Consider the following 15,739-nt stretch of genomic DNA (forward strand, 5'->3'; position numbering starts at 1 on the left):
AGAGTCATGACCGCCACCGACACCCCTGCCAACCTGGTGCCCCTGGGCGACACCGACCGGACCGTCGCCGACCCGGCTGCCGACGTGCGCGGGCGCCCGGCCTTCGATCACAGCGGCGAGGAGATCGGCACCGTCGAGGACATCCTCGTCGACGACGAGGAGTACCGCGCCCGGTTCCTGCAGATCGGCTCGGGCGGCTTCCTGGGCATCGGGAAGGACCAGTTCCTGGTGCCCGTGGACGCCGTCGAGTCGGTCCGGCCCGACCGGGTGCAGGTCGACCGGGACCGGGCCCGGATGACCGACGCACCCGGGTACGACCCCGAGGTCACGTACGGCCCGAGCTACTACGAGGACGTCTACGGCTGGTGGGGTTACGGCCCCTACTGGGGGCCCGGGTACGTCTACCCGGGATACCCGCAGCTCTGAGCCCGGTGCCCGGCCCACCACGAGGGCCCGGCCACCCGGAACGCGGAACCGCCCCGTGCACCGTTCGGTGCACGGGGCGGTTGCGTCAGCGCGCTCGCTGAGCGCGGACCGTCAGCGGACGGTCGAGGTGTCGGCCTCGGTGGCCTTCTTGCCCGGCCACATCTTGGCGCCGATCACCCCACCGAGCGCAGCCGCGGCGATCGACAGCCCCAGGCCCAGGGAAGCCCAGGCGGCGCTCGTACGGGCGACGTCGGCGGCCTCACCGGCAGCGATGTCCGGCAGGTTGGCCTGCTGGATGCCGGCCACGTCGGTCACCACGCCGGCGAGGGAGCCGAACAGGGCGCCGCCGCCGAACAGGGTGAGGACCACCAGCGTGACCACGGTGAGCGCCCACACCAGGATGCCGTGCAGCAGCCCCTCGGCGAACCCGCGCCACAGCGCGGTGGCTCCCGCGGTGAGCCCACCGAGGAACAGCGCGATCAGTCCGTTGACGCCGCTGAGCCAGTCGGCGTTGCTCGCGCCGTCACCGGGGCCGACGTCCCACCACCCCAGGGCCAAGGTGGCCACCTGGAGCAGGAGGAAGGTCGGCACCGCCACGATCAGGCCGGCCCAGACCGGCCCCCAGCGCACGCGGTCGCGGCGGGAGGACCCGCTGGCGACGACCGGGACGTCGTGGTCGGTGCGGTTCCCGGGGACGGTCCGGGGGCCGGCCTCCGGGTCGGCCGTGCCGGCGCGGGTCGCCCCCTCCCCGCTCACACCGGTGGGTTCGGCGACGGTGTTCTCGCTGAAGCCCGTCTCCGTCCGTGTGCGACTCTCCGTCATCTCGATTCCTCGTTCCGCTCGGGGTCGTTGACACCCCAGCAGTGCCCGCTGGGTCCACCGCCGACCGTTCTGCGGCAGAGCCGTCACCGAATCGTCACCTGCGACGGGAACCCGGGCACGAGGTCGCGTGGTTGAGCCGGACGACCGGGAGACGGCGCCTCGCCGGCGCGCGACTGGAGGTCGGCGGAGGCGGTGGACCGGCGGACGGACCGAAGGAAGGGGCTGCTCGGTCGGCCCGGACACGACGAAGGCCCCCGGCCAGCGTCGCCGCCGACCAGAGGCCCTGGTGAGCTCCCCCGACTGGACTTGAACCAGTAACCCTGCGATTTGATCTTGACCTAGTTGATCAATTTTGGCAGTTGATGGATCTACGCTCCGACCAGCACGTCTACCGTTGGCCTATGCTGGTGGCATTAGCCCGTCACAGTACGTTTTCGATGATTAAACGATGCCTGTGCGGCAAGATTAATTGCACAAGCCGATGCCAGCCAACGCCATCGGGGCGCAAGTCAGCGACGACGGAATCGGTGTCGAGCGGACCAACGACACCAGCCGTGCCACCAGCCGCAGCCGTCGCAGCGGTGCCGAAGTCAGGGGGCGGCGATGACGATTGGAACGAATGCCGTGCGGATGAGCCGCTGGGCGTCGGCGGTGGACCGGAGCAGGTAGTCGATCCGGCAGCTGGGGTCGGCAGGCTCTACGCGGCGGGCGCACTGCGGATGGGCGGTCACCGCGGCGTCGGCCTTCGCGATGACGTCAGTGGCCTGCCCGCTCTTGATGAACAGAACGAGGGCGGCCCTGCCGTCGCGCCAGACTACGTACCGCAGGAGCTGGTCGACGGCGGCCGCGAAGTTCTTCGCACCGGTCCAGACCTTGCACTCGGCGATGAACAGGTGCCGGTCGCCCGTCGTGATGACTATGTCGGCCTTCCCGCCGCGGGTGAACACCTCCCCGGCAGCCTGGCCCTCGTAGGTGAAGTTGAGCGCCAGCAATAGGTGGTCGCGCAGGCCCTCCTCGTTCGTCGCACCGACGCTCATGGGAGTGCGCTCCACCGCGTGCCCGAACGCGGCGATGCGCCCAAGGATGTCCTCGTAGATCGCGTCCTCAAGGGCCGGTTCGGGGCGGAACGGTTGCGCGGGACGTGGCTGGGTCAGGTGGATCTTGGCCCGGCGCACTGGCAGAGCGTAGGTCGCCTGCGTGCCGGCCGGGCGCACCTGGAACGGCAGGGACGACGCAAGCTGGCGCTGAGCGAGCAGTCGCAGGCGGCGCTCGGCGATCTGCCGGCGGAGGTCGGCCACTAGTGCCCGGTTGTGGGCGGCGATGTCGGCGTTGGTCGAGGCCAGATACCGGTCGACGGACGCTCGAAAGCCGTTGAACGCGGCGGCGACCTGCTCGTCCGTGAGTCCTGGTTGTGTCACCCGAAGCACGATCTCGTCGGCGCCCACATCTGCCCGGGGGACGGTGGTTGAGAAGGTGCTGGGCCGCAGCAACAGCATCATTCGGTCGCCGGTGTAGGGGATGTGCACGCCGACCTCGACCGCCGGGACGAGGAGGGGGCGCCCTTCGCCGGCACCGCCGTACATCAGGTTGTGCTGGACGTCGACGGTGGTCTCCTGGGGACCGGGCGACCAGGCCTGCTCCCACAGGACCTGTACCGGCGGAACCGTCGTCTTCTCGAGCAATCCGACGAGCACTTCTTCGTCCGTGCGATCAAGGAGCAGGTCGGCGTCGAACGCGGTCACCGCGCCCGTGGCCTGCGCCAGTTCGGCACGCAGCTGAGCATCCAGGGAGGCGCGCGCGAACAGCGAGTCCTCGGTGCTCCCGGCCCCCTGGCCCCGGTGAGCTGCTCTCATCAGGTCGTCCCCTTTACCGTAGGCCGCGGCGTGGCAGTCACCGGCGTTCCGGACCACTGACCCGCGTGCCGACCGTACCGACGGTGACCGACAGTTCCGTCAGTGTGACGGGCCGATCGTCTTCGGCCTCCCAGGGCGCGGCACGCCGCGCAGGGCGCCCGGAGCCCCCTCGCGGCATCTATGGCGCCGACGCCAGCGGCCGCCCATTCACGAGGAACGGGCGACCCCTTTTGCCCGGTACCGGCCCGACGGTCGCCTCTTGGGCGAGTGGCCGCATGCCGCGACAAAGATGGAGGCCCGAACGTATCGCCGACCCCACCTCTGTGCGCGCGACGCGCCCCGCTGCACGGTTCGCCCTCAAGCACCTACGCCCAGGTGTAGTGGCTCGTGACGTTGTTGTCGGCGGAGAGCCGGCCCTGCACAGGGCTCAGGTAGCAGGCGTTCCTCTGTGCAGGTTCCGTCAACCGCCGGAGACTGTCTGCACCGATTGAGCCCTCAGCCAGCCGTCCGTCGTTTCGCCGTTGATGGTCACTTCCACCGACTCCACGATCATCTCGACTCTCGTGCCGTCCTGCCAGCCGTCCGCATCTGACTCATTGACGAACACCATCAGGTCATTCGCTCCGCCCTTCGCCTTCAGGTAGACGGCGAAGTCCCCGGACGCTCCAGTTCCCCACGCGACGGATGAGAACAACTCAGCGGAGAGGCTGAACCGATCCCCGACCTGGACGCCGCCCAGGTCGCCCGAGTTCAACCTGTCTAGCAGCTCATCGACCGTAATGTTAGTGACTGGCGCCGGCGGGCTTGCCGACTGCTCGGCCGCCACGGGCGGCGGCGGACTGACCGACTGGCCGGTCGCGATGGGCTGCGGACCCTGCGACTGCTCGGTCGCCGCCGGCGACGGGTTGGCAGATGCGGAGCCCGTGCCGCCGCTATCTCCCTCAAGCAGGGCGCCGACGCCAATGACACCGGCCAGAACCAGGGCGACGGCACCGCCGATCACCATCTGTCGCACGGGCAGCGGCGGCTTTGGTCTCCGAAGATTCAAGGTCGTGCGCAGGGTTCCCGCGGCCTGGTCGACGAGTTCCCAGCCCTCCTTTTGCCACTTCGCGATCGACCTGCTTTCGGCACCGCGCATGGCCTTTACGGTCTTCTGCTCGTACCGCACACCGTCGTCAACCATGCCCCGACCCTTCGACTCGGACCTCCGGCTCCGGGGTCGAGGCAGCTTAGGGCTCTACCCCTGCCTCTCCGCGCTCCGATCCCCCGTGTCGCGCGAAGCGCAGCCGACATCGCGCCCACCTCACGTTGGCGGATGAGCGCCCGCATACCTGGTAGACAGCGGGCATGGCCAAGTACCGGGTGATCCAGTCCGCAGTCACGCAGCTGCTCGAGGACGTGCGAGCGGAGCGGGTCGCAATCCCGGAGCTCCAGCGACCGTTCGTCTGGGACAGCGTCAAAGTCCGGGACCTCATGGACTCCCTCTACAAGGGCTACCCGGTTGGTTACCTGATCACCTGGCAGTCGGTCGGGGCGAACCTCAAGGGAGGCCAGGTCGCAACGCACCAGCAGATCCTCATCGACGGCCAGCAGCGCATCACCGCCCTGCGCGCGGCTGTCGCTGGATTAAAGGTGGTCGACAAGCGCTATCGGCCGGTACGCATCAAGATCGCGTTCAACCCGGTCACCGAAGAGTTCGCGACGCTCACGCCGGTCATCGAGAAGAACAGCCAGTGGATCTCCGACATCAGCGAGCTCTTCAACGCGTCGTCCACCTACGGCTTCTACAGCGACTACTTCGGGGCGAACCCTGGCGCCGATAAGGGACTGGTCGAGGCGAACATCGGTCAGCTGGAGCAGATCAAGAACGCGCAGATCGGGATCATTCAGCTCGATGACGACCTCGACGTGGAGACCGTCGCGGAGATCTTTATCCGGATCAACTCCAAGGGTGTGCCCCTCTCAAGCGCCGATTTCGCGATGTCCAAGATCGCGACCTACGGCGAGCGAGGCCGCAATCTCCGCAAGGTGATCGACTACTTCTGCCACCTTGCGGTGGCGCCCCACGCGTATGCCGACATCGCCGAGCACGACAAGGAGTTCATGAAGAGCGGCCACCTGAGCGCGATCGCATGGCTCAAAGACGACGCCGAAGACCTGTACGACCCCGCGTATGGCGACGTCATTCGCGTCGCCGGTCTTGTGGGCTTCAGCCGCGGTAAGGCGTCATCGATCGTGAGTGAGCTTTCCGGGCGCGACCCGGAGACGCACATGATCGACGAGTCGCGAATTCCAGGGGCGTACGACCGGCTCGAAGGGGCGCTCCTCCAACTGGTCAAGAAGTACCACTTCGAGAACTTTGTGATGATCGTGAAGTCGGCCGGCTTCATCGTGCCGGGGATGATTGGCTCCAAAAACGCCCTCAACTTCGCCTACGCGCTCTACCTGCGGCTGCGCTCTGAGGTCACGATGAGCGAAGGAGAGCGCAAGCGTATCGTGCGGCGCTGGTTCGTCATGTCGATGCTCACTCAGCGGCACTCGGGCAGCTTCGAATCCACCTGGGAGCAGGACATCCGCCGCATCGGCACTCTCGGCGCCGCGGCCTACCTCAAGCAGATCGAGGAGTCGGAGCTGACGGACGGATTCTGGAACGTCGCGCTCCCGGCTGCACTTGAGACCACCAGCACCTCCAGCCCATTTTTTCAGGTGTTCCTCGCAGCCCAGGTCGCAACGGGGAAGCGAGGTTTCCTGTCCAGGTCGATAACGGTGGCGGCGATGCATCAGCAGGCCGGGGACATTCATCACATAGTACCTAAGGACTACCTGCGAAACAATGGCTTCCCGGATCGCGGAGACTACAACCAGGTCGGCAATTTCGCCCTTACGGAGACGTCGATCAACATCAGCATATCGAACAAGGCGCCAGCAATTTATATGGAGGCGGTCCTCACACAGATCAACACGGGCACGCTGACGATCGGCGAGATCGTCGACGAAGCGGACCTCAAGAAAAATCTCGAAGAGAACGCAGTCCCAGACGACATCTTCGCCGTTACGGCAGCGTCCTACCCTGGGTTCCTCGACCGGCGGCGGCGACTCATGGCCGAGCTTATCCGGAAGTACTTCGACCAGTTGTAAGGCCGCCGCCGCTCAGCAGCCGCCGTCGGGGCGAAGGGCCGGCGCCACGAGGCGGAGCCCAGAGGATTTTCGGTGTTCGTGAGGGATTCGCCGGGTCGGCGGAAGATGGACCGCCGCTGGGGCGCGGTTGCCTGACCGTGATCGTGGGCAATCAGCCTGGCGAATTTCCTCGGAGAGCCTCCCGACCAGCCCGTGTTCGTGCGCGCATGCCTTATCCGCGGCGACACGGGCTGGGCGGTCAACCAGTGCGACATCGTTGTGGGGAAGCCGCTCCCCCGGCGGCGTCCTGTCGTCTGGCGGTATGAGGACGCCGTGTTCATCGCCCAGCCCGTGATGGGCGACGTGTTGCGCGCCTGGTTTCGACCGGACACAGAGGGCGATTTCCGATTGGGAGAAGACTTCGCGACAGTGTCACAGGTCTGGGAGACGGTCAGCTTCCACCGCGAGCCGAACGACCTCGCAACGCCAAGCGGGCGCAGGATCCCGACTGTAGCGCGGTCCAGCACCTCAGCTGTAGGGCACTCCGGCGAGAACGCTGACCGCCAGTTCGCTTGCCTTGCCGACGTCGAACGCCGCGCGTTCCACTACGTCGGGCTCGCAGTCGTTCCATGACTTCGCCCACCCATGCAGCACCTGCAGGTAATTGAGGTAGTCGTCGGGGTTCACCTGCACGTGGGGGCATCGGTGGCCGGAGAGTCGCTGGACCGCAATGCCGGTGTTCTTGTCGAGTATCAGTGGCTGCGGTCCCGCCGGCACGCGCCCGTAACCGGCGAAGTAAAGAAACTTGGTACCAAACGCGGGCCCGAGGTGCGGCAGTCGCTGATCGCCGTGCAGCAAGGCCGCGAAGGCTCGGGAGGTGCCGTTCGCGGCGAGAATGCCTGTGACGGCTGCGAGCTTGCGCGCGACCGCCTCGATGTCAGTGAAGGCCCGAAGCCGCCGACTGACCTCACGGCCAGGCGCGCTTCCCCACGCCGCCGCAGCGACGTAGGTGTGTACCGCGCCCACCGGGGTGTGCGCCTCCTCGGCGAGGGCGAACACGTCACGGCGCCGCACCGATATTTTGCGAGTTCCGGTATCCCGGAAGGCGGGCGGCAGCCAGTGGGAAGGTAGCGCGGCCTGCCAGGCCGCAAGGGACACGGTCGTCGACTGTTCGAGCACGACAGCGTCCCGGTCCGGAGGAGGTCCGCGAAATGGAAACGACGGCTGGTCGTTCACGGCCGCTCCGAGTGCTGGGCTCGCCGCAAGCCGCTGGCACGCACAACCTGCCGGTCGACTGCTGCCCGCACGGCATCCTCGGACCCAAGGACGCGCACGCGGCGACTGGCCCGGGTGACAGCCGTGTAGAGCAGCTCGCGGGTGAGCAGCGGGGACGTCGCAGGCGGGAGTAGGACCGACACCTCCTCGAACTGGCTTCCCTGACTGCGGTGCACGGTAAGCGCGTGCGCCGGGCTGACCGCCGACAGCCGGGACAGCGGCACCAGCGCCGGTCCGGCGCCCCGCGGGAACGCAGCCCGTTGTCCGTCGGGCGTGCGGACGACGACGCCGGTGTCCCCGTTCCACAGCTTGTTCTCGTAGTCGTTCGCCGTGACGATCAGCGGCAAACCGGGCGCCCACTCCCCCGGCACCGCACCGGTGAGCCGGCCGATGCGGTCGTTCCAGGCGGAGACCCCGAAGGGTCCGTGCCGGTGTGCGCACAGCAGCCGGTGTCGGCCGAGGAGCACGAGGCAGCGGTCAGCGTCCCCGCTCTCCGCCGCAGCTCGCATCTCGGTCGCCACACGCTGAACCTGCTCCTCCAGCGCCGCGGTGGACCGATCCAGCGCGAGGTCGTCACCGTCGTCCAGCAGCTCGAGGACGCGGTCGGCGTCCCCCGCGCGCACTGCCTCTGCCAGCCCGGCGATGCTGGGGCCGTAGCGCTGGGACACCCGCAGCCGCACGACGCCGTTGCGCAGCTGGCGGCGGTCCTCGTCGTCGAGTTCTGCGCCGTCGGCGGCGGCCTCCGGGGGAACGCCGTCCGCCGCGCCGGCCGGTGCGGGGCGGTGCACGAGGTCGCTGAGAACGGCGCCCGCATCGACCGGGGTGAGCTGGTCGGGATCGCCCACGAGGACGAGCCGCGCGGTGGGCCGCAGCGCTTCCAGCAAACGCGCCATCAGAGTCAGCGACACCATCGACGACTCGTCGACGACGACGATGTCGAAGGGCAGCCTGTTGCTGGCGTCGTGCCGGAACCTGCTGCGGCTGTCGGGCCGCCACCCGAGCAGCCGGTGCAGCGTCTGGGCGGTGAGGTCCAGCGGCAGGCCTACGGCGGCCGCCTGTTCCAGGACGGACTCCTGCAGCCGGGCGGCGGCCTTGCCAGTGGGCGCTGCCAGCGCGATGCGCGGCGGCGGACCGGGCTGTTCGAGCAGGAGCCGCAGCAGCCGGGCGACGGTGTGCGTTTTGCCGGTGCCCGGGCCCCCGGTGATGACGCTGACCCACCGGCCGGCGGCAACCGCGGTGGCCAGCCGCTGCAAGTCAGGCGCCGGTTTACCGAAGAGAGCCGGCAGCAGCGCGAGGTCGACCGCAGGCGCGGGACGGGCGGCGCGTTCGTCGAGCTCGCGGCGGACCTGCTGCTCCTGCTGCCAGTACCGGTCGAGGTACAGCAACCCGTCGACCAGTCGCAGCGGGCGCCACGGCGCCTCGGTCCCGACGGCGACCACCGGGCTGTCGGCCAGCGGTGACCAGTCCTCCGGCCAGCTCAGATGGACCGGCTCGACGTCGTCGTCGGGCACGATCGAGTCGGCGACGGTGGCGAGCTCGACGCACACCGACCCGGCACGCACCCCGCGCACGGCGAGCGCCGCGGCCAGCAGCACCGGCTCCCGCTGCTCATCGCCGAGCCGGGCCAGCCGCAGCGCGACGTGGACGTCGGCCGCAGTCAGGACGCCGGCCTCGGCGAACTGCCGCAGGAGCCCGTCGGCACGGACGGGGATCACGGTCGCCCCGCCAGCAGGTCGGACAGCTCGGCGACCAGCCCGGGCGGCGGCGTCCAGGTAAAGACGCCGGCGCCGGCCGGAGCGGCCGCGCCCGCCATGCCGCGGACGAAGAGGTAGAGCACCGGACCGATGTGCCGATCCGGGTCGTAGCCGGGCAGCCGCCAGCGCAGGTAGCGGTGCAGGGCCACGCAGTAGAGCAACGCCTGCAGCACGTAGTGGGCGCGCTGCATCTCCTCGGCCATCGCCTCGGCGCGGTAGTGCCACGTGGTCAGCGGCTCGGCACCGAGCCGGTTGGTCTTGTAGTCGACGACGGCGAACACCGGGCCGGGCAGGCGGAGCACGGCGTCGATGCTGCCGGTCAAGAACCCACGCAGCGCGTGCGGCGCCAGTGCGGCCATCAGGTCGGGATAGCCGGCCAGCGGACCGAGGTCGTGGCGCCGCAACAGCTGCGCGACGTCGGCGAGCGTCGCGTGCGGCACCGCGTCGTCGCCCCCGGCCAGCGGCAGCTCGAAGTCCAGCTCGGCCAGCCGGTCGGTGGCCGCGATCGAGGCCAGCGGGAGGCCGACGTCGCCGAGCGGGGTGGCGAGCACCGGCCGCAGTCCGTCGGCGAGTGCCTGGGCGGTCACCCCGGGCACCAAGTGGCGGGCGACCGCCTCGGCGCACCGCTCGTCCAGCGCGTCGGGGTCGAGGTCCTCCAGGACGGCGTGCACCAGCGTGCCGAAGGCCGCCCCGCCGGGGAGGTCGGTGAGCGGGGACGGGAGCGCGTCGGCGGGCGGGGTCTCGGGCAGCGGCTCCTCCGTGTCCCGCTCGTCGTCCGTGCCGGCGACGTCCGGCTCGCTGGCAAGCTGCTGTTCGTGCGCGTTACGGGTGAGCGCGCTGTAGGAGGTGCGCCGCCACTCATCGTCGAGCGTGCGCGTGAAGTGGCTGACCGACAGCTCCGGGACCGGCGTCCGCGGCGGCTCCCACCGGGGCGCCGCGCCCCGCGCCACGTCCGCGATCTCGATGCGCCCACCGGACCGGGCGGATAGCGTGGCGAGCGCTGCCGCGACCCCGTCGTCGGGGGGCGGCTGGACCCGCGCGGCCGGCTCGACGCCTGGACCGGCCGCGCCGAAGAGCAGCCGGTTTAGCGGAGCGGCGGCGGTGTTGCCGCTGGGCGCCCAGTGGGCCACGACCTGGCACCGGGCGCGGGTCAGTGCCACGTAGAGCAGCCGCAGGTCCTCGCCGGACTCCTCGGCCTCGTGCCGGGCACGCGCCGCGGCGTACCCGGGTGCGGTCGAGCCGCCGACGTCGAGCACGCGGCGTCCCTGGTCGTCGTGCAGCCGCAGCACCTGCGGCTTGTCCGGCGTCCACCGGTCCCAGCCGAAGGGCACGTACACGATCGGGAACTCCAGCCCCTTGCTCACGTGGACGGTCATTATCTGGACGGCGGCGGCGTCGGACTCTAGGCGCCGGCTGCGCTCGTCGGTCCCCTCGACGGAGGACCGGGCGATGCGCCGACGCAGCCACTCGACGAGCGCGGTCAGGCCGAGCGACTCGCGCTGCGCCGCCGCGTGCAGCACCTGGCCGATGTGCCGCAGGTCGGTGAGCAGCCGCTCCCCGTCGGGGCGGGCGAGCACCCGCGCGGGCAGGCCCCGCTCGGCGGTTAGCACCTCGAGGAAGGCGGCCACGCCACGGTCGGCCAGCACGTCGGCCCAGCGGCGCAGCTGCGGGCCGAGCTGGTCGGCGAGCTCGTCGCCGCCGGCGTCGAGCGACTGCTCGTCGTACCCGAGGAAGACCGACAGCGCGGCCGAACGCACCCGGCCGGCCCGGTGCGGCTGTTCCAGCGCCTCCAGCAGCCGCAGCCACGAGGTGGCGCTCGGGGTGGCGAAGACGCTGCCACCACCGGCGAAGACGGCGGGCACCCCGGCGCGGCCCAGCGTCTCGCGCACGAGGTGTCCCTGGGCGTTGGTGCGCACCAGCACCGCGAGGTCGCCGGGCTGCACCGCTCGCCCCTCGTACTCGGCCCCACCGGACAGCAGGTCGACGACGTCGGCCGCCACGTCGCTGGCCACGGCGTCGCGCAGCCGGGCGACCGACGGCAGCCCCTGCCACATCCGCCCGTGGCCGGCGCGCTCCAGCCGCCGGAGCCGCAGCGGCGCCCCTGCGCCGGTCAGCCGCGCCGTCGGGTGGGCCGAGTCGACCGGCCGGACGACGATTCGCTCGTGCCCGAGCGCGGCGCCGCCGAACAGCAGGTCCAGCGCGTCGAGCAGCTGGGCGTCGCTGCGCCAGTTCGTACCGAGGGTGGCCTCGGTGGTCGCCTCCACGGCCGCTGCGAGGTAGGTGGTGACGTCGCCACCGCGGAAGGCGTAGATGGCCTGCTTCGGGTCGCCGATCAGCACCAGCGTCGTCCTGCCGTGGAAGGCGCGCTCCAGGATCTCCCACTGCACCGGGTCGGTGTCCTGGAACTCGTCGACCATGACCACCCGGTAGCGGGCGGCGACCCGCTCGCAGGCGACCGTGCCCGAGGAGTCGTCGGCGAGGGCGTCGCGCAGCAGCGAGGGCCAGTCGTCGTAGTCGACCAGTCCGACGGTCCGCTTGCGCTTCTCCACTTCGCGGCGGACCGCAGCCGCGGCGCGCTGGCGCCGGCCAGCCGGTCCCTCGTCGCTCAGCGGCCACAGCGTGGCCTGCCGGTCGCTGCCGACCGCACGGCGGCCGAGGTCGAGCAGGTCGGCGTGGGTGAGGAAGGGCGGGTCGGCAGAGCCGGCGAAGGTGCGCACGTACAGGTCGTCGACCACCTCGCGCACCAGGTCGTCGATGTCCTCGACGAAGGCGGCGGTGGGGTCGGCGTCGGCGGCCATGCCGAGGCCGGCCAGCATCTGCGAGCAGAAGGAGTGCGTGGTGGCGATCGTCGCCTCGTCGAAGCCAGCCAGTGCCCGGGCGAGCCGCTGCCGTCGGCGCTCGGCCTCGTCGTCGGGGACGTCGGCGAGCAGCTGCAGGACGGGGTCGCGCTGGTCCTGGCGCGCCGCGACGGGATCGCGCAGGCCGCGCTCGGCGGACACCAGGCGCTCGCGCACCCGGTCGCGGAGCTCGCGGGAGGCGGCGTTGCCGAATGTGACCAGCATGACCTCCGACAGCTCGGCCGCTCCCTCAGCGACGTAGCGGGTGGTGAGCGCGGCGATCGTGAACGTCTTGCCGGTACCCGCGCTCGCCTCAAGCACCGTCGTGCCGGTCGGCAGCGGCCCGCAGACGTCGAAGGCGTTCACGAGAGCTGCTCCGCCGCGCGGATCGGCGTCCAGAGCCGGCAGGCCAGCGCGCCGAAGCGGGTGACCTCCCCGGCCCACTGCTCCCCGTCGCCGGGATCGGCTTCGACGAGCCGCTCGAACGCCGGCTTGTCACCCCACACGTACTGGTGGGACCGGTCCTCGCGCTCGCCGCCGGCCTCCCGGTTCCACTCCTTGCGCGCGGTGTCGAGCGCCTGCTCGGGCGGCCTGCCGTCCAGCCGGTCCGCGGCGTACGTCCACGACGTCTTGACGGCGATCGGTAGGGGCTCGCACATGCCACGGTCGTACAGGTCGACGAGGTCGGCGAGCGCCGCCACCGGATCGGCCGGCGCGGTGATCGTGGACGTCCGCGCCCGGTCCCGGGCCCGGCCGACGGTGACCGCCTGCCCGGTCCCCTCGGCAGCCGCCAGGGCCAGCGCGAGCACCCACCCTCGGGCCCGGTGCTTCGCCGACAGGCTGGAGTAGGTGACGCTGACGACCGCGCCGTCGCGCACCCCGTTCACCGTGCCGGAGAGCTCGCGGCCGCCCAGGTCGAGCCGGACGTCGACCGTGCGGGGCGTCGGGGTGACGGCGGTGCGCCCGGCGGCGACCAGGGCGTCGACCCGGACGCCGACCCGCTGCAGCACCTGCTCGCCCAGCCCGCGCGGCGGCAGCGTGCCGCGGAGCCACTCGGCCAGCCGGGCGTCCTCCGGCCGGGTGCCGCGCAGGCCGGCGGCAAGCAGGCGCTCGCCCACCGCCCACTCCTGCAGACCGTCGAGAGTGGCGGAGAGCGCGTCGGCGATCTCGTCGTCCTCGCCGGGCAGGGTGATCCGCAGCCGCTGCCGCAGGTAGGCCTTGACCGGGTGCTCGACGAAGGCGACCAGGTCCTCCAGCGCGACCGGCCCGGTCAGCGGCCCGAGCGCCCGACGCGGCGGCTCCGGCTCGCGGGGCCGCACCGAGCGCCGGGCACCGGCCAGGCTCACCGGGTCGAAGCTGGGCGGCGGCGTCCCGGTGAATGACCGGGCGTCGTAGGGCTGCAGCGGGTGCCGGGTGACCACGTGCTCGCGCGCGCCGGGCACCATCGCGTCGACCACGTCGAGCAGCTCCCCGAGCGGGACGGCGGGCGGCCTGGTCGCGCCGCTGACCGGATCGGCGCCGGTGTGGAGCACGACGACCTTCTCTCCGGCCGCCATCAGGGCGTCGAGGAGGAGCTGGCGGTCCTCGCTGCGCACGTCCCGCTCCCCCACGCACGGGTCGCGGGCCAGCACGTCGTCACCGTCCATACCGGCGGTGCGCGGGAAGACGCCGTCGTCGAGCCCGAGCAGCACGACGACCCGGTGCGGCACCGATCGCATCGGCACAAGCGTGCAGACGGTCAGGTTGCCGGTGCGGAAGTTGGCGCGGGTCGGCCGCCCGCCGAGGCGGTCCGCCATCAGCGCACGCACGTCGGGGAGCCGGATGAGCGTGACGCCGCCCTCGCCTGCCTCGGCCAGCTCGCGGCGGGCCTGCGCGAGCTGCCAGGCCTCCGCGGGATCGGTCTCGGTGAGCAGGTCGAGCGCGCGGGCGAGCGTGTCGATCCAGTGCCCTGCCGGGTGTTCGCCGCTCAGTGCCGTCAGCACATCCCCCAGCCGGTCGAGGAGCTCGGCGAGCCGCCCGGCGAGGTCGATGTCGCTGCTGTCGACATCGTCGAGCGGCAGTGCACGGTCCAACCACACCGGCTCGTCCTCAGACGTCGTCACCCCGAGCAGGACGCGGTCGAGCCCGGCCTGCCACGTGTTCTGCGCGATCGAGTCCAGTCCGAACGGGTGCCGGGTCGCGGGGTCGATGCCCCACCGAACCCCGGAGCGGGCGGCCCAGTCGCGGATGCGCTCCAGCTCGTCGTCGGTGAAGCCGAAGCGGCGCCGCACGCCCGGGGTCGCCGCCAGGTCGAGCACCTGACTGGCGGTGACCCGACTCTGGGCGAGGTCCAGCAGCGCCCCCACGGTGTCGAGCAGCGGGTTGGTGCGGCGCAGGCTGCGGTCGGCCAGCCGCACCCGCAGGGCGCCTCCGGGGTGCGGCAACCCCGGACCGAGGCCAAACGCGGCCGAGATTAGCGGCGCGAACGTCTCGACGTCAGGACACATGACGAGGACATCGCGCGGCTCGAGAGTCGGGTCATCCTGGAAGAGGCGCAGGAGCAGCTCGCGCAGTACCTCGACCTGCCGGCCGGAACCGTGGCAGGCGTGCACCTGCAGGGTGTCGTCGAGCCCCGCAGCGCCCGGGTGGACGTCGTCTCGGAGGTCGGCCTGCAGGCGGCCAAGCAGGGTGGCCGGCCGGACGGCATCCTCGTGGTGCTCATCCTGGTGCTGCGGGAGTCGGAGCTGGAGTTCGCGGACGTCGCGGGCGAGGCTGCGCAGCAGCGGATGGTTGGGCAGCGTCGCCGTGCCGTCATCGCGACGACGGCCGGCGGTCCGGCCCTCGAGACGCTTCCACAGCACCGGGCTGGGGTGCGGCAGCCAGAGATGCACATCGCGGTGCTCGGCGAGAGCGCTCAGCACCGCAAGCGCGTCGGTGTGTAGCCGGGTCGGCCCGAAGATGCTAATCCGCTCGGGCAAGTCAGACAGCGCGGGGTCGGCGCGCAGCGCTGCGCACTCGTCCTCGAGCCGCTCGGCAGGGCTGGACCCAAGCCGGTCGCGAAGCCGCCGCCACAGCTCCGCCTGCCAGAACAGGTCCGCCGGCAGGGGATCGTGCCCGTCGGTGTTGCGGCCGTTGGCCCAGTCGCGCAGCATCAGCGGCCGGTGCGCGCCGTAGGAGCGGAACAGCCGGGCGAGACGGGCCGCGGCGGCCCATCGGCGGCCGCGACGGTGGTCGTCGGCGCCGTGTCCGAGGTGCTGGGCGAGCACCCGGCACCACGGCTCCCCGAGGTGCTCGTCGATCACCTCGAGCAGCGGCCAGACCAGGTTCTCCCACGGGTCGTCGACCGGAACGGAGCTTCGCGCAGCAGCCAGCGCGTCGTCGACCAGTCGGCCGGCCGAAGGGAAGACGACGCCGGAGCAGATCCCGTCGCCGGTGGACTCTGCGCCGAGCACGGTCGAGAGCCGCTGCGCCAGCCACCTCTCCACGCCCTTCGCCGGCACGGCGACGACCTCTGACGCGAAGGGGTCAGCGAGCGGCGTGGCCAGAACGGTCGCCAGCCCGTCAGCGAGACGGGCCGTCCGCTCAGCTCGGTGAACGTAAAGCATCCCCGTTGTCTCCCCGACCTAGGCGTTAGACCGCCGGGAGCGACTCACCTTAAGGGTAGGGCCCCAGCCGA

At 71.2% G+C, this 15,739-nt stretch carries 9 protein-coding genes; 2 read left to right on the plus strand and 7 right to left on the minus strand.

From position 1 onward, the window contains the following. Nucleotides 1-6: 6 nt before the first annotated feature. Complete coding sequence (locus ACI79U_RS04710; protein ID WP_457067740.1) at nt 7-426, plus strand: PRC-barrel domain-containing protein; 420 nt, start codon at nt 7-9, stop codon at nt 424-426. 111 nt (nt 427-537) lie between these two features. On the opposite strand, the gene ACI79U_RS04715 is transcribed toward ACI79U_RS04710, so the two are convergent. From ACI79U_RS04715 to ACI79U_RS04725, 3 genes are all read right to left on the minus strand, one after another. Continuing rightward, nucleotides 538-1,248, minus strand: coding sequence for a permease (locus tag ACI79U_RS04715; protein ID WP_457067743.1), 711 nt, complete (start codon nt 1,246-1,248; stop codon nt 538-540). 590 nt (nt 1,249-1,838) lie between these two features. Beyond that, complete coding sequence (locus tag ACI79U_RS04720; protein ID WP_457067745.1) at nt 1,839-3,158, minus strand: hypothetical protein; 1,320 nt, start codon at nt 3,156-3,158, stop codon at nt 1,839-1,841. Between the two features lie 403 nt (nt 3,159-3,561). After that, the gene (locus tag ACI79U_RS04725) at nt 3,562-4,284 is read right to left on the minus strand and encodes a hypothetical protein (RefSeq protein ID WP_457067748.1); all 723 of its coding nucleotides are present in this window, start codon (nt 4,282-4,284) and stop codon (nt 3,562-3,564) included. Between the two features lie 164 nt (nt 4,285-4,448). Here ACI79U_RS04725 and ACI79U_RS04730 point away from each other — a divergent pair, with 164 nt between their 5' ends. After that, nucleotides 4,449-6,239, plus strand: a complete 1,791-nt coding sequence (locus ACI79U_RS04730) for a GmrSD restriction endonuclease domain-containing protein (RefSeq protein WP_457067751.1) — start codon at nt 4,449-4,451, stop codon at nt 6,237-6,239. A 507-nt stretch (nt 6,240-6,746) separates the two neighbouring features. On the opposite strand, the gene ACI79U_RS04735 is transcribed toward ACI79U_RS04730, so the two are convergent. Genes ACI79U_RS04735 through recC form a run of 4 tightly spaced genes read right to left on the minus strand, consistent with a single transcriptional unit; the run spans nt 6,747 to nt 15,668 of the window. Continuing rightward, nucleotides 6,747-7,397, minus strand: coding sequence for an 8-oxoguanine DNA glycosylase OGG fold protein (locus tag ACI79U_RS04735; RefSeq protein ID WP_457067753.1), 651 nt, complete (start codon nt 7,395-7,397; stop codon nt 6,747-6,749). A gap of 53 nt (nt 7,398-7,450) precedes the next feature. Then, a complete protein-coding gene (gene recD / locus ACI79U_RS04740) occupies nt 7,451-9,208 on the minus strand; it encodes an exodeoxyribonuclease V subunit alpha (protein ID WP_457067755.1) in 1,758 nt (585 codons plus the stop codon). Next, entirely contained in the window at nt 9,205-12,450 is a 3,246-nt protein-coding gene (locus tag ACI79U_RS04745) for a UvrD-helicase domain-containing protein (protein ID WP_457067758.1), read from the minus strand. Before ACI79U_RS04745 ends, recD begins: the two co-directional genes overlap by 4 nt. Then, nucleotides 12,447-15,668, minus strand: a complete 3,222-nt coding sequence (gene recC / locus ACI79U_RS04750; RefSeq protein WP_457067760.1) for an exodeoxyribonuclease V subunit gamma — start codon at nt 15,666-15,668, stop codon at nt 12,447-12,449. The genes ACI79U_RS04745 and recC overlap by 4 nt, the downstream gene beginning before the upstream one ends. Between the last annotated feature and the right edge of the window lie 71 nt (nt 15,669-15,739).

The organism is Modestobacter sp. SYSU DS0904, from assembly GCF_054051115.1.

Bases quoted from the DNA above. Each gene is read 5' to 3' on its own strand.
- ACI79U_RS04710 (WP_457067740.1), top strand. From the start codon at position 7: ATGACCGCCACCGACACCCCTGCCAACCTGGTGCCCCTGGGCGACACC.
- ACI79U_RS04715 (WP_457067743.1), bottom strand. From the start codon at position 1,248: ATGACGGAGAGTCGCACACGGACGGAGACGGGCTTCAGCGAGAACACC.
- ACI79U_RS04725 (WP_457067748.1), bottom strand. From the start codon at position 4,284: ATGGTTGACGACGGTGTGCGGTACGAGCAGAAGACCGTAAAGGCCATG.
- ACI79U_RS04730 (WP_457067751.1), top strand. From the start codon at position 4,449: ATGGCCAAGTACCGGGTGATCCAGTCCGCAGTCACGCAGCTGCTCGAG.
- recC (WP_457067760.1), bottom strand. From the start codon at position 15,668: ATGCTTTACGTTCACCGAGCTGAGCGGACGGCCCGTCTCGCTGACGGG.